Annotated in this window: 15 protein-coding genes; 5 read left to right on the top strand and 10 right to left on the bottom strand. The window is 59.6% G+C overall.

Going from position 1 to position 18,904, the window contains the following annotated elements:
• Positions 1 to 35 precede the first annotated feature (35 nt).
• From ACR0BI_RS13855 to ACR0BI_RS13840, 4 genes are all read left to right on the top strand, one after another.
• On the top strand, positions 36 to 1,127 hold the full coding sequence (locus tag ACR0BI_RS13855; RefSeq protein ID WP_170391999.1) for an extracellular solute-binding protein: 1,092 nt from the start codon (positions 36 to 38) through the stop codon (positions 1,125 to 1,127).
• Positions 1,128 to 1,197: 70 nt separating this feature from the next.
• A complete protein-coding gene (locus tag ACR0BI_RS13850) occupies positions 1,198 to 2,472 on the top strand; it encodes an ABC transporter permease (RefSeq protein WP_170392001.1) in 1,275 nt (424 codons plus the stop codon).
• Between the two features lie 5 nt (positions 2,473 to 2,477).
• The gene (locus tag ACR0BI_RS13845) at positions 2,478 to 3,689 is read left to right on the top strand and encodes an ABC transporter permease (RefSeq protein ID WP_170392003.1); all 1,212 of its coding nucleotides are present in this window, start codon (positions 2,478 to 2,480) and stop codon (positions 3,687 to 3,689) included.
• Between the two features lie 160 nt (positions 3,690 to 3,849).
• Complete coding sequence (locus tag ACR0BI_RS13840; RefSeq protein WP_170563736.1) at positions 3,850 to 5,070, top strand: aminopeptidase P family protein; 1,221 nt, start codon at positions 3,850 to 3,852, stop codon at positions 5,068 to 5,070.
• Positions 5,071 to 5,100: 30 nt separating this feature from the next.
• On the opposite strand, the gene speB is transcribed toward ACR0BI_RS13840, so the two are convergent.
• Positions 5,101 to 6,072 (bottom strand): agmatinase, encoded by a 972-nt coding sequence (speB, locus tag ACR0BI_RS13835; RefSeq protein WP_170609383.1) that lies wholly within the window; start codon positions 6,070 to 6,072, stop codon positions 5,101 to 5,103.
• A gap of 190 nt (positions 6,073 to 6,262) precedes the next feature.
• Between speB and ACR0BI_RS13830 the strand changes: the two genes are divergently transcribed.
• Positions 6,263 to 7,633 (top strand): DUF3179 domain-containing protein, encoded by a 1,371-nt coding sequence (locus ACR0BI_RS13830; protein ID WP_480562373.1) that lies wholly within the window; start codon positions 6,263 to 6,265, stop codon positions 7,631 to 7,633.
• Here ACR0BI_RS13830 and ACR0BI_RS13825 read toward each other — a convergent pair whose 3' ends face one another.
• The 9 genes from ACR0BI_RS13825 to ACR0BI_RS13785 all read right to left on the bottom strand — a co-directional run bounded on the left by ACR0BI_RS13825 (position 7,634) and on the right by ACR0BI_RS13785 (position 18,832).
• Positions 7,634 to 9,319: a chloride channel protein gene (locus ACR0BI_RS13825; RefSeq protein ID WP_170392011.1), complete on the bottom strand. Its 1,686-nt coding sequence runs from the start codon at positions 9,317 to 9,319 to the stop codon at positions 7,634 to 7,636.
• Positions 9,320 to 9,411: 92 nt separating this feature from the next.
• Positions 9,412 to 11,061: a DNA repair protein RecN gene (recN, locus tag ACR0BI_RS13820; RefSeq protein WP_480562374.1), complete on the bottom strand. Its 1,650-nt coding sequence runs from the start codon at positions 11,059 to 11,061 to the stop codon at positions 9,412 to 9,414.
• A gap of 36 nt (positions 11,062 to 11,097) precedes the next feature.
• Positions 11,098 to 11,961: an outer membrane protein assembly factor BamD gene (locus ACR0BI_RS13815; RefSeq protein WP_170392015.1), complete on the bottom strand. Its 864-nt coding sequence runs from the start codon at positions 11,959 to 11,961 to the stop codon at positions 11,098 to 11,100.
• Between the two features lie 126 nt (positions 11,962 to 12,087).
• The gene (gene lpxC, locus ACR0BI_RS13810; protein ID WP_170392017.1) at positions 12,088 to 13,008 is read right to left on the bottom strand and encodes a UDP-3-O-acyl-N-acetylglucosamine deacetylase; all 921 of its coding nucleotides are present in this window, start codon (positions 13,006 to 13,008) and stop codon (positions 12,088 to 12,090) included.
• 214 nt (positions 13,009 to 13,222) lie between these two features.
• The gene (gene ftsZ, locus ACR0BI_RS13805; RefSeq protein WP_170392019.1) at positions 13,223 to 14,824 is read right to left on the bottom strand and encodes a cell division protein FtsZ; all 1,602 of its coding nucleotides are present in this window, start codon (positions 14,822 to 14,824) and stop codon (positions 13,223 to 13,225) included.
• Between the two features lie 349 nt (positions 14,825 to 15,173).
• Complete coding sequence (locus ACR0BI_RS13800; protein WP_480562375.1) at positions 15,174 to 15,593, bottom strand: hypothetical protein; 420 nt, start codon at positions 15,591 to 15,593, stop codon at positions 15,174 to 15,176.
• Positions 15,580 to 16,914, bottom strand: a complete 1,335-nt coding sequence (gene ftsA, locus ACR0BI_RS13795; RefSeq protein WP_170392023.1) for a cell division protein FtsA — start codon at positions 16,912 to 16,914, stop codon at positions 15,580 to 15,582. The genes ACR0BI_RS13800 and ftsA overlap by 14 nt, the downstream gene beginning before the upstream one ends.
• Before the next feature lie 8 nt (positions 16,915 to 16,922).
• On the bottom strand, positions 16,923 to 17,927 hold the full coding sequence (locus ACR0BI_RS13790; RefSeq protein WP_170512290.1) for a cell division protein FtsQ/DivIB: 1,005 nt from the start codon (positions 17,925 to 17,927) through the stop codon (positions 16,923 to 16,925).
• A complete protein-coding gene (locus tag ACR0BI_RS13785; protein WP_170392026.1) occupies positions 17,915 to 18,832 on the bottom strand; it encodes a D-alanine--D-alanine ligase in 918 nt (305 codons plus the stop codon). Before ACR0BI_RS13785 ends, ACR0BI_RS13790 begins: the two co-directional genes overlap by 13 nt.
• Between the last annotated feature and the right edge of the window lie 72 nt (positions 18,833 to 18,904).

Genomic DNA, 18,904 nt, shown 5'->3' with positions numbered 1-18,904 from the left:
ACCAAACAACAAACGGGAAGTACTGGGAGTAACACATGAAAACTACCAAAACACTGCTGACAGCAGCTGCTATTGCGACAGCGGCTGGCGGCGTTTCCGCCGAAGAGATGACCATCGTCTCGTGGGGCGGCGCCTATTCCAAATCGCAGCTCAAGGCTTATCACGAGCCCTATTCGGAGAAGACCGGCGTCACCATCCTGAATGATGACAGCTCGAACGAGGCCGTCGCCAAACTGCGCGCGATGAACGAAGCGGGCAACATCACATGGGACGTGGTTGATGTGGTTGCGGCGGACGCGATCCGCCTCTGCGACGAAGGTCTGGCACTTGAGATCGATTTCGACACTCAACTGGCCCCTGCCCCCGATGGCACGCCTGCCTCCGAAGATTTCGGTGACCTTCTGGTCAGCGACTGCTTTATCCCGCAGATCGTCTATTCAACCACTTTCGGTTATCGCACAGATCTGGTCGGTGATACTCCGCCAACCGACATCTGCGCAGTATTCGATCTTGAAGCCTATCCCGGCAAGCGCTCGCTGGAAAAGCGCCCGATCAACAACATGGAATGGGCGTTGCTGTGTGACGGCGTTGCAAAAGACGACGTTTACGACGTTCTGGCCACTGCTGAAGGTCAGGACCAGGCCCTGGCCAAACTGGACACCATCAAGGACAGTGTCGTCTGGTGGTCTGCCGGTGCCGACACGCCACAATTGCTGGCTGATGGTGAAGTTGTCATGGGTTCGACCTATAACGGTCGCCTGTTCAGCGTGATCGAAGAGCAAAAGCAGCCGGTAGCGATGCTGTGGGATGCTCAGGTATTCGATCTTGATGGCTGGATCATTCCGGCTGGCCTGAGCGAAGAGCGTCAACAGCGCGCGCTGGACTACATCATGTTCGCAACTGACACGCAGCGTCTGGCAGATCAGGCCAAGTACATCTCGTACGGCCCGGCTCGTGCTTCCTCTGCTCCGCTGGTGGGTCAGCACGCCGATCTGGGCATCGACATGGCACCACACATGCCGACCGATCCGGAAAACGCCAAGAACACGTTCCTGTATAACTACGAGTTCTGGGCGGATTACCGCGACGATATCGACGCCAAATTCCAGGCTTGGCTGGCGCAATAAGCGTCTGATTTCCTGAGATTGTCGGGGGCGGCCTATCGCCCCCGACCCCAAAAATACCCAAGGGGTACCGATGACTGACGCCACCCAAAATACTGGTCCCATGCTGGCCGCGGACGGCACGCCACTCAAGCAATCGCTGGCCCGGTCTCTGCGACGGCAAAAGCTGCGGGCCCTGATGCTGGTCGCCCCACTGCTGCTGTTCGTTATGTTCTCGTTCATCGTGCCTATTGCGGCGATGCTGTTCCGATCTGTGGAAAACAGCATCGTACAAGAGACACTGCCCCTGACGGTTGAAGCATTGCAAAGCTGGGATGAAACCAGCGGCGAGTTGCCCGACGAAGCCGTTTATGACGCCTTTGTCCGCGATATGGTCGTGGCCGTCGATAACAAGACACACACCCGGCTGGGTTCGCGTCTGAACTACGAAGAGACAGGCATGTCTTCGATGTTCCGCCGCTCGGGTCGGAAAATGGGTAAGCTGGACCCCGAAACCGATGGGCCGTTCAAAGACCAGGTCATCGAGATTCACGACGGCTGGGGTGAACCGCAGACTTGGGCGGTTATCAAGACGCATTCGCCCGCTGTCACCAATGGCTATTTTCTGAACGCTGTGGACATGCGCCGCACGCCCGAGGGCGCGCAGGCGCAGCCCGAGGACAAGCAGATCCTGATCAAGCTGTTCGGGCGCACTTTGTTCATGTCGCTGGTGATCACCGCGTCCTGTATCCTGCTGGCCTATCCGGTCAGTTATTTGCTGGCGACACTTCCGATGCGGGTGTCGAACCTGCTGATGATCCTCGTGTTGTTGCCCTTCTGGACGTCATTGTTGGTGCGAACCTCGGCGTGGAAGGTGATGTTGCAGCAACAGGGCGTGATCAATGAAACATTGGTCTGGCTGGGACTGGTCGCCGACGACGCCAGGCTGGTGATCATCAACAACCAGATCGGCACGATCATAGCTATGACGCATATCCTGCTGCCGTTCATGATCCTGCCAATGTATTCGGTGATGCAGACCATACCGCCCTCGTACACCCGCGCCGCAAAATCCATGGGCGCGACCAACTGGACGACATTCTGGCGCATCTACTTCCCGCAATCCATTCCTGGCATTGGCGCGGGCTCAATCCTCGTGTTCATTCTGGCGATCGGCTACTACATCACGCCTGAAATCGTTGGCGGCACCAAAGGTGTCTTTATTTCGAACCGGATTGCCTATCACATCTCGTCCTCACTGAACTGGGGGCTGGCCGCGGCATTGGGAACGATCCTTCTGGGCGTCGTACTGCTGCTCTACTGGTGCTACGACAAGATTGTCGGCATTGATAACGTGAAGCTGGGATAATCGACATGGCCGCACTTACTCCGATATCCCGCAAACCTTTGTCCATGGTTTTGCCAAGCGTTGCGCTGGCAGGCGCCTTCGCCGGTATCTTTGTCGGCGCGGGCAATGGCTCGGTCTTCCTCGGCATCATTGGCGGTGCAGCCTTGATCGCCGCTGTGGCCTGGGTCTACATCACGATACTCAAGAACGAAAAACTGGCACGATGGATCAATATCCTTGGCTTTGGCATCGTCGGTTTTCTGTTCTCTGGCCCAATGGGCGGCGTTCTGGGCCTGTTGGGTGGATGGTTCTTCGTCTGGTTTATCTTTTGGCTGTACGAAGGTCGATATCGCCAAAAACTGTTGCCCTATCTGACCGCGAAACAAGTGTTCTATCACTACTTGTTCCGGGTGATCTGCGGCGCGATCTTCGTGTTCCTGATCACCCCGATCCTCGTGGTTTTGCCGCTCTCGTTCAACGCGCAGGACTTCTTTACCTTCACGCCAGAAATGCTGCGTCTGGACCCGGAAGGGTACTCGCTAAAGCACTACCGCGATTTCTTCACCAACAATGAATGGCAGCGCAGCTTCAAGAACTCGCTCATCATTGCGCCGATTGCGACGATCATCTCGGTCTCGCTGGGCACGCTGGCGGCCATTGGCCTCAGCCAGAGCCACGTTCCAGGCCGCCGCGCCATCATGGGCATCCTAATCTCGCCAATGATCGTGCCGCTGATCATTTCAGCCACAGGCATGTTCTTCTTCTACAGCGATATCGGCCGCTTCATGGAGGGAACACTGGGCATGAACAAGAACTTTGTGGGCTATGTGAAAGTGATCCTCGCTCACGCCGTTCTGGGTATTCCATTCGTCATCATCACCGTGACCGCAACGCTAGTGGGCTTTGACCGCTCGCTGACGCGGGCGGCTGCCAATATGGGCGCGGGTCCAGTGCGGACATTCTTCAAGATTCAGATGCCCTTGATCTTGCCGGGTGTGATCTCAGGTGGCTTGTTTGCCTTCATCACCTCATTCGACGAGGTGGTCGTGGTACTGTTTGTTGGCTCGGCTAGCCAAAAAACGCTGCCATGGCAGATGTTCACCGGCCTGCGCGAACAGATCAGCCCGACCATTCTGGCGGTGGCCACGATCCTCGTGGTGATCTCGATTGCGCTGCTGACCACGGTCGAGCTGCTGCGCCGCCGGTCCGAGCGCCTGCGGGGCCTTTCCCCCGCTTGACGCAGGCCTAGGTCTGATCTAACGATTCACCTGTTCATCCCAGCCGCGATGGCGTCGCGGACGCACTGGGATGATCGGCTCTCGGACCCCGAGACCGCCTGTCCTGAACGCCGGGACAAGTGGCCGGGTTTGCCGCCCGGCAATGATGAGAGACCAAGTCATGACAGACACAACAAAACGCCCCGAATTCTTCATTTGCCACAATGGCGACAAAGCGCCCCTGCCGTTCAGCAAGGGCGAATACGACCGCCGCCTTAGCGCCCTGCGCGCAATCATGGCCAAGCATGACATCCCCGCCGTCCTGCTGACCTCGATGCAGAACATCGCCTATTATTCCGGCTTTCTGTACTGCTCTTTCGGCCGCCCCTACGGCTGCGTGGTAACACAGGACGCTTGCACCACTGTCTCGGCAAACATCGACGCGGGCCAACCGTGGCGGCGCTCGGTTGAGGACAACGTCATCTACACCGACTGGAAGCGCGACAATTACTGGCGCGCAGTGGCCAGCCTCATCGGCGGGGCCAAACGGATCGGGATCGAAGGCGACCACATGACATTGGCGGCGCGCAACACGGCGCTGGACATGCTGGGCGGACCGGAACTGATCGATATCGCACCTGACACGATGTTTGCCCGCATGGTGAAATCCGCAGAAGAGATCGAGCTGATCAAAGGCGGCGCGCGCACCGCTGACGTGGGTGGGGCCGCCATTCACGCAGCTATCCGTGAAGGCGCCACCGAGATCGAGATCGCCATGGCTGGACGCGACGCGATGGAAGAGGAAATCGCCCGCGCCTACCCGGATGCCGAATACCGCGACACATGGGTCTGGTTCCAGTCGGCGCTTAACACCGACGGCGCACATAACCCGGTGACTAAACGCGCGCTGCAAAAGGGCGATATCCTGTCGCTGAACACCTTCCCGATGATCTCGGGCTATTACACCGCGCTGGAACGCACGCTGTTCCTGGGCGAACCCGACGCCGACAGCCTGCGCCTGTGGAAGGCCAACGTTGCCGCGCATGAGCTGGGCCTAAGCCTGATCAAACCCGGCGCGACCTGTTCGGGCATCACGGCTGAGATCAACCGCTTCTTCGCGGATGAGGGCCTGCTGCAATACCGCTCATTCGGGTACGGCCATTCCTTCGGCATCCTCAGCCACTATTACGGGCGCGAGGCCGGTCTGGAGCTGCGCGAAGATATCGACACGGTGCTGGAACCCGGCATGGTCGTCTCGATCGAGCCGATGCTGTGGATCCCCGAAGGCCAGCCCGGCGCGGGCGGCTATCGTGAACACGATATCCTTGTGGTTGGTGAAGACGGGGCCGAGAACATCACCGGCTTCCCCTATGGTCCCGGCCACAACATCATCGATCCATGAAAAAACGGGTGGGGCGACATGCCCCACCTTCTATCGCTGGGCGCGTTCGTGAAAGATGAAGCCCAGAAAGTTCAGCAATAGCTGCGCCGCCAGAATTTGGGTACTTTCCGTCGGGTCGTAAGCAGGCGCGACTTCGACCAGATCGATGCCCACAACATCCCCGCGTTTGGCCAGACCCTGTAGAATTTCCAGTACATCGTAGTAGAGAAACCCGCCATGGCTGGGCGTACCTGTGCCCGCCGCGATTGAAGGGCAAAAAGCGTCGATATCTATCGTTACGTAATACCGTGCCCCCTGCGGGATACGCGCCAGCACTGCCTCGGCCCCCAGTTTGCGCACCTGCCGCACCGACAGGATATCCGAGCCCCGCGCGCGGGCGTCCTCGTAGCCCTCTTTCGCAGTGGATGAGACATTGCGGATGCCCAACTGCGTCATGCCCGAGACATAGTCTTTCTCAATCGCCCGCCGCATCGGGTTGCCATGTCCGGCGGTCACTCCGTGGCGTTCATCGACAAAATCCAGATGCGCGTCGATCTGCACCACATGGATCGGGCCGTTCTGCGCGCAATCCTCGGCGAAGGCATTGATACAGGGGATGTTGATCGAATGGTCCCCGCCAATTATCACCGGCAAGGCCCCTGCTTTCAGGATCTTGCCCACCCCCAAGGCGATATTCGCATGGCTCTCGTCGGTCTTGGTATGGATAATATCCGCATCCCCCAGATCAACGATCCGCACCGAGCCATCCAGATAGGTTGCGTCATCTTCGTGATCATAAGCCCCGGCGTGGCCGAAACTGAACAGGGTCGAGGCTTCGCGCACGGCCCGAGGTCCAAACCGCGCCCCCGGTCGCCATTGGGTCCCGAAATCGAAGGGCGCGCCGAGAACGGCGATATCCGCCTCTATCTCATCCCAATTCTCAACATATGGAGATTTGGCGAAGGTTGAGATGCCGACAAAAGGCAGGTTTAGTCGCCCCGCCTTATAACCATGGTCTTGCATGGGTATTTCCTTTTTCATTGCCACTGTCACGTTCGATGACATCAATCGCAGCAGCATCTTGTGCTCAGGATGGACCAATGTCGAGATGCCCGGCGTGCAGCTTCAGTATTTCGAGCCACTCACGCGAGTGTTGCGTGTATGTGATCTGCTTTGCAGGCAAGATCGAATATGAACCCGATCGGAGGATGCCATGTCGATTCCACGTCGCAGCTTTGTCGGCCTGTTGGGGGCAAGCGCCGTAGCACCTCGCGCTCTTTGGGCGCAGGATGACCCTGTTTACGATGCCGTACGTTCAACTTTGTATGGCAGTCGGACCGATTTCGAAGCCGGGATGGCGTTCCTGACCGAGCGCGGCAACCCGGACGTTGTGCCCGCGCTTTTGACGGCGATGCGCTATGGCAGAAGGCGAGAGCGAGACATTGCCAAAGTCATGGAAGCGTTGAGCGGCGCGCGCCACGGCACAGACTGGTTCGAATGGATGCTATGGCAAGAACGGAACGCTCAGATTGTACCTCATCCATCTTTGATACCGTTCAAACGCGAAGTTCTTTTGGGCATCGATCAGAACTTCGATGTGTTCCTGAAACCCGAATATTTGCAACGCGACAACATGAAGATTCGGCTGGAAGAGATCAGTTGGGGTGGTGTGCGCAAGGACGGTATCCCTTCGCTGGACAATCCCAAGCTGATCCCTGCGGCGCGGGCGGACTACATGAAAGACGACGATCTGGTCTTTGGCGTCTCGATCAACGGCGATGTACGCGCTTATCCGCTGCGCATCATGGGCTGGCACGAGATGTTCAACGAGGTGATCGGAGGCGTTTCGGTAGCACTGGCCTATTGTACGCTGTGCGGATCGGGGATTTTGTTTGAAACGCAGGTCGAGGGGCGGCGGAAGCCGTTTGTATTTGGCTCGTCCGGGTTCCTGTATCGGTCGAACAAATTGATGTTCGACCGTGAGACGCATTCGTTATGGAACCAATATACGGGCAAGCCCGTGGTCGGACCGCTGGTCAACAGTGGGATCGAGCTGAAGCAGCGTCCTGTGGTGATCACCCGCTGGGACAGCTGGAAGGCGTCGCATCCGGATACGCAGGTGCTGTCGCTCAGCACCGGTCATCGGCGCAACTATGGCTCGGGCGTTGTGTATCGCGATTATTTTGCCTCACCCGATCTGATGTTCCCGGCCTTGGTCGATCAAAGTCGGCATCGCCAGAAGGACTACGTGTTCGCCGTGCGCCAGTTCGGCGCAGCGCGGGCGTGGCCGTTGGACGCGTTCAAGGGCAAGCCGGTGATCAACGATGCGATTGGCGGGCGGGCACTGATGCTGATGGGCGACCCGGACAAGCGCAGCGTGCGCGCCTACGAGCGTGGATCGCGCCAGTTCCGCGCGACCACTGATGGCGGGCTGCTAGATGAAACGGGCAAAAAGTGGCGCGTCACCGAAGAGGCACTGATTGGCCCGGATGGCGCAGAGTTGCCGCGCGTCGCGGGACATATCTCGTATTGGTTTGTCTGGGACAATTATCTGGGCGACGCAGCCAGCGTTTACGGACGCTGATCAAGAATGTTCCTCGGCCGCTGTGGCGGCCAGCGCGCGGTTGTAAGCTTTCAGCGCGTCGATGTGATAGAGCGCGCCAACGGGGTTTTCACAGCCGTCCTTGTCGATGATCACCACCGGGATGCAAGGGATGTCATCGCGGTCGAAATATGGCATCGCGGCCTCAAGCGTGGCGCTGGCCTTGACGCATAGGCCTTGTTCGATCAATGCCTGCGCGTCTTCCTTGGAGATCGAACGCGCGTCCCCCAGCGGGCGCATTACTGCGCCTGCGCGCAGCATTGCCAGCAAGTAGGCCTGCGGCCCGGCGGCAAGGTGCACATTGCGTCGTTCCAGCTGGGTCAGGAAGAAGGACCGGTCCACAAGGCGCGAGGCCAGCGCAGTGGACATCGAGACCGAAACCATCACGGCGAGGCCGATCTGCCAGTCTCCGGTCAATTCAAACACGATGAGCGTGGTCGAGATTGGTGCGCCCAGCACCGCGGCAGCCACCGCGCCCATCCCGGCAAAGGCATAGAGCGTATGGGTGCCTGACACATCTGGCAGCAATCCGGTGGCGATCAGGCCGAAGGCCAACCCGGTCAGCGCTCCGATCATCAATGAAGGGGAAAACACACCACCACCCATGCGACCGCCCATGGTAATCGCCACTGCGACGGTTTTGATGACCGCGAACAGGATCGCGGTCGTCAGCACGAGGTCCCCGGTCAAGGCACGGATCGTGGTTTCGTATCCCACGCCGATGATGTGCGGAAACCAGACCGCCAACAGGCCGAGCATCGCGCCCGAAACACCGGGGCGCAGCCAGCGCGGCAGAGACAAGCGGTTTTGGATATGCGTGCCGATATCCTCGGCGAAGAAGATCGATCGCATCAGCAGCAGCGAGACCAGCCCGCAAATCAGGCCTAGGATCAGGAAGGCGGGCAGCTCGACATAGAATTGCAACGACCCGGGCGTATCCAGCGTGAATTCGGTCACGTCACCATAAGCCAGCCGGTTGATCACGGTCCCCGCGACCGAGGCGATGACAATGGGCGCAAAGGCATGAACGGCGAAGTGGCGCAGCACAACCTCAAGCGCAAACAAGGCCCCGGCGATGGGAGCATTGAAACTGGCCGAAACAGCAGCGGCCACAGCACAACCCAATAGGTCGCGCCCGGTGATGCCGTCGGCGTGGATACGGTCGCTGACCCAAGTCGAGATGACCCCGGCCATATGCACAACAGGTCCTTCCCGCCCCGTGGATCCGCCAGAGCTGAGCGTGATCAGCGAAGCGAAAAAAGATGCGATACCGGCCTTCTTTTCGACCCGTCCATCAGTGATGGCCGCACCCTCGATCACATCAGCGACCGAACGCACACGGCCATCATCGGTGTACCTGTTCAGGATGATCCCGACGACCAACCCGCCGACCACAGGTGTAAGGAAAATCCAGAGCCAATGCAGCTTCTCAGCATGGCTGTGCAGGAACAGGATATCTTCGGTGTTGTAGAGATAAGCCTGCAACGACGAGATCGCCATCCGGAATCCCAGCGCCATGAAGCCTGCAGCGATCCCGATGACCAGAGCAATAAACCAGAACTGAATCTGGCTGGGGCCACGATGAAGCATTACCCGCCATGCATCCCGCAGCGCCGAGAGGGCTTGATTGAGCTGATTGCGCAGCACGGTGCGGGTCGATTGGGTCATTGGCCCTCGTTGGGGTGGTCGCCTGACCCTTAGTAAGCCACGCGCGCGCCTTAGAAAAGTCGGTTCACGACAAGATGCTCACAGAATGCGCGTCATGCATCCAACAGGGCACGGGCAGCGGCACGTGCCTCATCCGTAATGGTGTCGCCTGCGACCATCCGGGCGATTTCGTCGACGCGGTCGGGGTCGGCCAGCGGGATCACGGTGGACAGGGTCTGATCGCCGGTGACCTGTTTCTGCACCCGCCAGTGATGCGCCGCCCGTGCGGCCACTTGCGGCGAGTGGGTGACGACCAGCACCTGCCCGCCCTGCGCGAGTGCGGCCAGACGGCGGCCCACCGCGTCCGCCGTAGCACCGCCGACACCACGGTCAATCTCGTCAAAGATCATCGTGCGGGCACTGTCTTCGCCCGTTAGGCAGACCTTAAGCGCCAGCAGAAAGCGGCTGAGTTCGCCGCCCGAGGCGATTTTGTTGAGCGGCCCTGACGGCGCCCCCGGGTTGGTGGCGACGGTGAAGGCCACCGCGTCGATGCCTTCGGGGCCCGGGTCGGTCGCGGTGATCTCGGTCCGGAACACGGCGCGTTCCATTTTCAGGGGCGCGAGTTCAGCCATTACTGCGGTGTCCAACGCACTGGCGGCCTTACGGCGCGTTTCGCCAAGCGCGGTGGCCGCGTTGTCATACGCAGCCTGTGCCGCGTCCACAGCAGCGCGTTTGTTGCTGAGGTCGGCGTCACCCGCATCCAGCCGGTTCAGGCGGTCGCGCAAGGTATCGGCGAAGGTGCCCAGATCATCGGGGGCCACATCGTGTTTGCGTGCCAGCGCGCGAATGGCAAAGAGGCGTTCCTCGGCCTGTTCCAGTTCCGCTGGGTTAAAATCGAGCGCTTGCAGACAGGCGTTGACCCCATCCTGCGCCTCGCCCAGTTCGATCAGGGCGCGACCCAGCGCTGCAATGGGGCCTTCCAACTGGCCACCCGCATTGTCCGACACGCCTTCCAGCCAGCGCACGGCATCGGCCATCGCGCCCTCGGCCCCGTCGCCGCCTAGCAAGGCAAAGGCACGGGCCACGTCGTCGCGAATCCGTTCGGCCCCTTGCATCATGCGGCGGCGGGCGTCGAGATCGGCATCCTCGCCCGGTTGCGGGTCAAGCTGATCCAACTCGGCAACGGAATGACGCAGGAACTCTTCTTCGGCACGCATAGCCTCCAGCGCTGCCTCAGTCTGCGCCAGAGCTTTGCGGGCGATGGACATCTGGCCCCATGCGGCACGCACGGCGGCCAACTGATCCCCTGCCCCGGCATAGGCATCCAGCGTTGCGCGATGCCCGCGTGGGTTCAGCAGGCCTCGGTCATCATGTTGGCCGTGTAGTTCGATCAGAGTTTCCGACAGCGCCCGTAACACTTCGCCCGAACAACGGCGGTCATTGACCCATGCAGTCTTACGTCCCTCGGCCGTGTTGACGCGGCGCAGGATCAGCTCCTCGCCACCGGGCAGACCCGCCTCGGCCAGAATCGAATGGGCAGGGTGATCGTCAGGCAGTTCAAACTCGGCCACAACTTCGCCCTGTGCGGCCCCCTGACGAACCAGCTCGGCGCGCCCTCGCCAGCCCAGCACAAAGCCCAGCGAATCCAGCAAGATCGACTTGCCCGCGCCGGTTTCACCGGTCAAAGCATTCAAGCCCGGCTGAAACGTCAGCTCCAGCCGGTCGATGATCAGCATGTCGCGGATATCAAGGGCGCGCAGCATCGGGTCTTTAGCGTCCCAAGCCTTTAGCCATGGCCGTTACAACCACTCACCCTTGACGGTCTGGCGATAGATCGTGCTGAGCCAATTGTTACCTCGGCTCTTTAGATCGAGACCACGCGACGTCAGCAACGTGTACCCCGCGTCGTACCATTCCGAGGACTGATAGTTGTAACCCAGAATCGCACCCGCGGTCTGCGCCTCGTCCACCAGTCCCAGCGCCAGATACGCCTCGATCAGGCGATAGAGCGCCTCGGCGGTATGAGATGTGGTCTGAAAATCCTCGACCACCACGCGGAATCGGTTGATCGCCGCAGTGAAGTGATCCTGACGCAGATAATAGCGCCCGATCTCCATCTCTTTGCCAGCCAGATGGTCAAAGGCAAGGTCGAATTTCAGTACGGCAGATGTGGCATACTCACTGTCTGGGTAGACTTCGATCACCGTGCGCAGCGCCTGCAGTGCCTGAAAGGTCAGCCCCTGATCACGACCCACTTCGTCGATCTGATCATAGTAGCTGAGCGCCAGAAGATACTGGGCATAGGCGGCGTCTTCGTCAGTGGGATAGAAATCGATATATCGCTGCGCGGCGGCGCGGCTTTCTTCATAGTTCTGGTCCGAATGGAATGAGAACGCCTGCATGATCAGCGCACGTTTCGCCCAATCGGAATAAGGATAAAGCCGCTCTACTTCAGAGAAATACCAAGCCGCGTCGTCCGAGCGATTCTGCGACAGCTCATATTCACCGCGGGTGTAAATCTGTTCAGGTGTGAAACCTTCGAGGTTTTGGCTGCGGTCTGCCCCACGGTTACCAAACAGACCTCCGGCATTGCCACATGCCGTCAAAGTTGCTGCCAGAAGAAGCGCACCTGCGATTCTGACTGCCGCTTTGCTGCCAACCATTCCGCCCATCCTTGTCGTCTACTTAGCGGGAATTACCCCTGATCGGGCCTCGGTCTAGCACATAAAATTCCAGTGCAAAACGCCTTATCCACCCTCATGGCGCAAATGTCGTCAGAGTTGATCAGATCACGCAACCTGCGGGATTTCGCTCCGCACAAGGCCCTGGCCGGGCAGACGCGCGGCTTGTTCAGGGGTACAAAGGATCGGACGCACAGCGCCCGGTGTTTCGAACAGTTTGCGCAGCAATGTGTTGGTCATCGAATGCCCCGACTTCTCGCCGACAAAGCGCCCCAGAATCGGACCGCCTGCAAGATAGAGATCACCCAGAGCGTCCAGCATTTTGTGGCGCACCGCTTCATCCGTGTGACGGAAGCCACCCGGGGTCAGGACTTCGTCGCCCTGTACGACTACCGCATTGTCCAATGTGCCGCCCAAGGCCAATCCGTTTTCACGCATCGCTTCAACATCTGTGCGGCGGCAAAACGTGCGACTGTCGCAGAGTTCACGCGCAAACGAACCATTGCGCATGTCCAAAACCTTTGTCTGGCTGCCAATGGCGTCATCTTCGAAATCAATGTGGAACTCGATCTCCAGACCTTCCGCAGGCGCGATCGATGCCTTTGCGCCTTCGCGTTCAACTGAGATGGGTTTAAGCACCTCATAAGCCAGTACCGGACTGGCCTGACGACGAACGCCTTTGGCCATGATGCCCTGAACAAAGGCCACGGACGAGCCATCCATGATCGGGACTTCGGGACCGTCGATTTCAATCAGTGCATTATGCACACCACATCCGGCAAGTGCCGCCATGATGTGTTCCACAGTCGATACCGACACATTCGCATCGTTAACCAATCGTGTGCAAAGAGGCGTCCGCTCAACAACATCATAGATAGCGGGGATCAACGCATTGCCCAGCTCGATATCAGTCCGTTTGAACCAGATTCCATGACCTGCCGCTGCAGGCTTCAGAACCATCGTCGCAGGCTTGCCGCTATGCAGCCCAGTGCCCACAAACGTGACTGAAGATTTGAGCGTATGTTGCAATGTGAGCCTCGGTGAGTTGTGTCCAGCCTATCAGGGGCTGTGTTGCACCCTCAACTAAGGAAGGGGGCGTTAAGGCTCAACTCACCTTTTGCAACCGAATGAAACATGAATGTGACACATCGGCAAATCCCTGCTTACTCCAGCTCAACACTTTGTGTTTCCACAAAAAAGGGCCGCGCGATGGCGGCCCTTCGGGATGATTTTGTTACCGCGATCAGTTGGCCTGACGCCTTAGGAAGGCGGGAATTTCGATGCGCTCCTGATCAGGATCGGCTTCATCCTGAACAGGTGCCGTTGCGTCAACCGACCGCATCGCAGGCTGTTGGCGTACCGGTTGAGCGGGCGTATCGGCCGCATGGCCGGTCATCCGGTCAATCAATCGGTTGAAGCCAAAACGCGGGCGATCCTCGGTCGCTTGCTGCGGCTGAGGAGCCGGTTCGCGAGGCGCCTCAGGCGTCGGACGAAGCCGGTTAGAAGGTACTTTCTGAACTGCGGCCTGCAACCGCTGCATCGCTTCCGGAGACGGTGTGCCGGGGGTCTGGGCACGCGGTGCGACGTAGGAGTCGACTGTCTCTTCGACTTCGGGTTGCGGTTCGAACTGCGCGACCTGAGGCTGATAGGCGGGCGGGGGCAGCCCGTCATCGTCCTTCTCGGCAGCGGGTTGTTCGTCTTGCCAGCCTTCATTGAACTCGACATCTTCGATGGACTCGAAGAGCGTGGGCGCAATGTTGTCCTCAGCCGGGGCCTCATCTGCAGCGATTTGTTCAGGCGTGGAGTCTTCTGCCGAAACCGTGCGTGTCAGCGGAGCCGACATCGAACGGCGGGCGACCGGTACATCTTCGATTTTCTCGCTGGCATCGATACCGGTGGCAACAACTGAAACGCGCATGCCGCCTTCCATTTCGGTGTCCAGGGTCGAACCGACAATGATATTGGCCTCCGGGTCCACCTCCTCGCGGATGCGGTTGGCGGCCTCGTCCAGTTCGAACAAGGTCAGATCGTGCGCACCGGTGATGTTGATTAGCACACCCTTGGCACCCTTGAGGCTGATTTCGTCCAACAGCGGGTTGGCAATGGCTTTCTCGGCTGCCTGAATGGCGCGATCTTCACCGGTCGCTTCGCCTGTGCCCATCATCGCCTTGCCCATCTCGTCCATCACGGCACGAACGTCGGCGAAGTCGAGGTTGATCAGACCCGGACGCACCATCAGGTCGGTTACGCCTTTGACGCCCTGATACAGGACATCGTCGGCCATCGAAAACGCCTCAGTGAATGTGGTCTTTTCGTTGGCCAGACGGAACAGGTTCTGGTTCGGAATGATGATCAGCGTATCAACGACTTTCTGCAGCGCATCAACGCCGTCTTCGGCCTGACGCATACGCTTGGCGCCTTCGAACTGGAAGGGTTTGGTGACAACCCCAACGGTCAGGACACCCAGCTCCCGCGCTGCCTGCGCGATGATCGGGGCTGCGCCGGTGCCTGTGCCGCCACCCATGCCGGCGGTGATAAAGCACATATGTGCGCCCGCCAGGTGATCGACGATCTGTTCGATGCTTTCTTCAGCTGCTGCAGCACCCACGGTCGGACGCGCACCTGCACCTAACCCTTCGGTGACTTTGACGCCCAGCTGCACCCGCGCCGACGAACGGCTTTGCTGCAGCGCCTGTGCGTCTGTGTTGGCGACGACAAATTCTACGCCGTCCAACTGTTTTTCAATCATGTTGTCGACAGCATTGCCCCCAGCGCCGCCAACGCCAAATACGGTAATCCGAGGCTTGAGTTCGTCGTGCCCGGGCATCGAAAGATTTAATGTCATGCTCTGTCCGCCTGTTTTTTTATGTTGCCGCAAAATGCGGTTTTTCTGACCTATCCACAGTCGATTTTACTGTGTCATTTCGGAAACGTCACCAGAAAAATCGCACGAATCCACAAAATATGGAGGAAATAAGGCAGCAAACAGCGGCATTTCGCTGTTACCGCGACATGTTGCGGCGAAAGGCTCATGCGCCACTACACACGGAAAGACCCCACCCGCCTTGAGGGGATGCGAAAACTTTTAGTCACTCGTTTGGTCGCGGAAAACTGCTCAATGTCCTGCCGCTGGGCCTCTGCCGGGCCTTGAACCTTATTTTGCGGCAATTTGGCAGTTGCCGCAACTGATTTCTTTAGCCTACCGGGGCACTTGGGCAATTCAGGCCATCTTCAGAGATGCTACGGACCTCTTGCGTTTCGCTGCCGACGAAGCGCGCCAGCCGCACCATCAGCCGGTCATTGTACAGGTAGGGCCACCAGCAGACTAGCAGGCCATCGGGCGCATCATCGTACAGAAAACAGATCTGGCCATTTGGCGTGGTGATCTGGCCATAGACACAGCCCCGCCCCTCCATCCGCCAGACCGAGAGAGTCGGGCTGAGAAATTCCTCAGTTCCGACCAACATACCGCTTCGGATTTCATGGAAGGTGATCGTTTTGCCAACGACGGCGCTCAGAAACGCCTCTGGCGTAATCAGGGTTTGAGCCGGGGCCGCAGCGGGCCCAAGGGCCGCGCCAACGGCTGCACCACGCAGGGCATTACCAATTGTCACGGAACCAGCGCACGGCGCGCTTGAACGGGCGCGCGGCATAGGTGTCGACCGGGATCTCAAAATCCCACCATTCGTCCTGAGGATGCGCCGCAAACAGGCTAAGCCCCACTGCCGAAGAAAAACCGGGTCCGGTCGCGGATTGCGGCAAGCCATGAACGCGCAGCGGGCGGCCCAAACGAACACGCTGACCCAGAATCCGGCTGGCAAGCCCGTCTAGCCCCATGATCTGGCTGCCACCACCAGTCAGAACGATCTGCTGGCTTGGCAGGTGGTCGAAACCGGCAGCGTCCAGACGAGTACGCACCTCTTCGAGAATCTCCTCGACGCGGGGGCGCATGATGCCGATCAACTCGGCACGGCTGACGGTACGGCGGTCATGCTCCCAATCGCCAGTATCGCCACCGATGTCGATCAGGTCGCGATCATCGGCTCCGGTCGCGTGAACGCCACCGTTAAAGGTCTTGATCCGTTCGGCCACCGCTGCGGGCACGCCGAGGCCCATCGAAATGTCGCTGGTCACGTGATCCCCGCCCATGCGCACGCAATCGGCATAGATCATGTGTTTCTTCATGAAGATCGAGATGCTGGTGGTGCCGCCGCCCAAATCAATACAGGCCGCGCCCAACTCCTGTTCGTCCTCGACCAATGCGGAAATGCCCGAGACATAGGCTGAGTTCGCAATCCCTGCCAGCTCCAGATCGCAGCGCTTGATGCAGCGGACGATGTTCTGGATCGCCACCGCATCGACGGTTAGCATGTGCATATCCACTGCAAGGCTCTGCCCCAACTGTCCACGCGGATCGATTAGTCCCGAGCGGTTGTCGAGCGCGAAATTCACCGGTTGCGCATGCAGTACCTCGCGCCCTTCGCCGTAATCGGGCACGTCGCAGGCGTTCAGGACACGACCGACCTCGGCTTCAGTAACCAATTGGCCTTCCAGATCAACCTGCGCATCCAGCCCGTAGGAACGCGGGTTCGCCCCTGAGAAGGATGCAATCACGTGATCGACGCGGATATCGGCCATCTTCTGCGCCGCCTGCAGCGCGGTGCGGATGGCGCGCTCGGTTTCCTGCATCGCGGTAACCTCGCCGAACTGCACCCCGCGCGAACGGGTGGTCGCAGCGCCAATGACCCGGAAACCGGTTTGTCCGGCCATCGAGCCGATCGAGTTATCCTCGGACAACCGCCCCGTCCCGTCGAAGCGCAATACAAGGCAAGCGATTTTGGAGCTGCCGACATCCAGGATAGCAACTACACCGCGTTGCATTGCCTGTCGGCGCATCTGCCGCATAGCCCTTTGGGACTGATAAAGATCGGTCATCATGGTCGTTACTGCCCGCTACTCACATCTACTTTTGTGTTCCACCAGTCTTCGCTGGCCGTTTTGTTCATTCGGATGGTCGGTCGCTGCCCCAGTCGCATGTCGACCACGGCCACGTCACGTTCCAGAAGGTCCTGAACCTCGTTCACCGCCAACACGCGTTCCAGCGCGCGCGCCGGACGTTCGGTCGGCAACATGATGCGCTGGTTTCGATCCAGCACCAGATCCCAGCGCCGTTCGCCAACGCGCACCAAACCGCGCACGCGTTCGCCCAAGCTGCGGGCTGTGGTCAGGATTTGCAGCGCCTCGGGGACATGTTTGTTCGCGCCCTTCCCTGCGATCAGTGGCAGGGCTGCGTGATCGGCGCGTGCTGAAACACGGTCAACATGAGCTCCGGTTTCATCCAATAGCTCGATCCCGTCTCGGGTGCGCCAGACGATGACCGGCTGGCGTTCGACCACATCAACCTGAAGAATCCCGCCAGGGCGAATGCGTACGGTTGCCGATTTCACCGGGTCAAGCCCGGTGATGGTGTCGCGGATCAACTCCACATCCAGATCCCACGAGCTGAGCGGGAAATCGAGCGGCACGATCTCGCGGATATCCTCAGACAGTGCGGTTCCTGCCCCGTCGATGGCCATCAAGTTGACCATGAATTCGGGGCGCTCCTGGATCGAGGTCTTGATGTCGGCGATATAGGTACTGACCGCCTCACGACGTTCTTCGGCGGCAAAGAAGCCACCCACCAAACCAAAGACGGCCAGAACCGGCAGGCCAATTTTTAGCCCGCGCCGGATGCCGGGGGTGAGCATCCAGCGCTGAAAGCGGTAGCTGAGGCGCGAGGGCGCGGGGTCCGCGTTGCGCGCGCGGCCAAAAAGACGCGCCCCGCGCAAATGCAGCTTAGGTTCGGTTTTGGGCTCGGGCCTTGGCGCGGCGGTGAAATCGGCATCCGGCCCCGCCAACGGTTTGGTCCGGTGGATCACCGGCGCGCGGGTGGCGGTCAGCGGTCGCATGAGGCATCCTCCACCATCCAGGCGCAGAGCTGGCCGAAACTGATGCCAAGATGCTCGGCCTGTTCGGGCACCAGCGAAGTCGGCGTCATGCCGGGCTGGGTGTTGGTTTCCAGCAGGAACAGCCCGTCGGCACCCTTGCTGTCATCCCAGCGGAAATCGGTGCGGGACACGCCGCGACACCCCAGCGCATTATGCGCCTTAACCGCATAGTCCATGCAGCGGTCAAAGATATCCTGCGGGATCTCGGCGGGCAGCACATGCCACGAGCCGCCGGGCTTGTACTTGGCATCATAATCGTACCAACCGCCATCGGTCATGATCTCGGTCACCGTCAGGGCGCGATCGCCCATCACGGTCACGGTCAGTTCACGGCCCGCGACGTATTTCTCGACCATCACCTGATCAGGCATCGCCTCGTCCAGTTGCGGCGGGCCGTTGGCATTTTCATGCACGATATAGATGCCGACGCTGGAACCTTCGTTGTTGGGCTTAGCCACATAGGGCGGCTCCATCACATGGACCTCGACCACCTCGACCTTGGGAACGATCAGGCTGGGTACGATAGGTAATCCTTGGGCGGCGTAGACCTCTTTGCTGCGTTGCTTGTCCATCGCAAGGGCCGAAGCCAGCACGCCGGAATGCGTGTAAGGAATGCGCATCCATTCCAGTAGCCCCTGCACACAGCCATCCTCGCCCCAGCGTCCATGCAGGGCGTTGAACACCACATCGGGTTGGATATCGGTAAGGCGAGCAGCAAGGTCCGGACCTGCGTCCAGTTCGACCACTTCAAAGCCTTCACCCACAAGAGCGGCTGCGCATTCGCGCCCAGAGCTGAGAGACACCTCGCGTTCCGCCGAGGGGCCGCCCATCAACACCGCCACTTTGGGGTTTGTCCTGCTCGACATACCCAATGTGCGCCTCAATGTCCCCGGACCTTATGTGGTGGTCCGTACTGCGTTTATGCCTTTGATCCGTCG

The organism is Ruegeria sp. E5 (assembly GCF_056534105.1).
This window is presented reverse-complemented; position numbering and strand designations above follow the sequence as displayed.

Coding starts and splice junctions, on each gene's coding strand:
- ACR0BI_RS13855 (WP_170391999.1), top strand. CDS start 36: ATGAAAACTACCAAAACACTGCTGACAGCAGCTGCTATTGCGACAGCG.
- ACR0BI_RS13850 (WP_170392001.1), top strand. CDS start 1,198: ATGACTGACGCCACCCAAAATACTGGTCCCATGCTGGCCGCGGACGGC.
- ACR0BI_RS13845 (WP_170392003.1), top strand. CDS start 2,478: ATGGCCGCACTTACTCCGATATCCCGCAAACCTTTGTCCATGGTTTTG.
- ACR0BI_RS13840 (WP_170563736.1), top strand. CDS start 3,850: ATGACAGACACAACAAAACGCCCCGAATTCTTCATTTGCCACAATGGC.
- speB (WP_170609383.1), bottom strand. CDS start 6,072: ATGCAAGACCATGGTTATAAGGCGGGGCGACTAAACCTGCCTTTTGTC.
- ACR0BI_RS13830 (WP_480562373.1), top strand. CDS start 6,263: ATGTCGATTCCACGTCGCAGCTTTGTCGGCCTGTTGGGGGCAAGCGCC.
- ACR0BI_RS13825 (WP_170392011.1), bottom strand. CDS start 9,319: ATGACCCAATCGACCCGCACCGTGCTGCGCAATCAGCTCAATCAAGCC.
- recN (WP_480562374.1), bottom strand. CDS start 11,061: ATGCTGCGCGCCCTTGATATCCGCGACATGCTGATCATCGACCGGCTG.
- ACR0BI_RS13815 (WP_170392015.1), bottom strand. CDS start 11,961: ATGGTTGGCAGCAAAGCGGCAGTCAGAATCGCAGGTGCGCTTCTTCTG.
- ftsZ (WP_170392019.1), bottom strand. CDS start 14,824: ATGACATTAAATCTTTCGATGCCCGGGCACGACGAACTCAAGCCTCGG.
- ftsA (WP_170392023.1), bottom strand. CDS start 16,914: ATGACCGATCTTTATCAGTCCCAAAGGGCTATGCGGCAGATGCGCCGA.
- ACR0BI_RS13790 (WP_170512290.1), bottom strand. CDS start 17,927: ATGCGACCGCTGACCGCCACCCGCGCGCCGGTGATCCACCGGACCAAA.
- ACR0BI_RS13785 (WP_170392026.1), bottom strand. CDS start 18,832: ATGTCGAGCAGGACAAACCCCAAAGTGGCGGTGTTGATGGGCGGCCCC.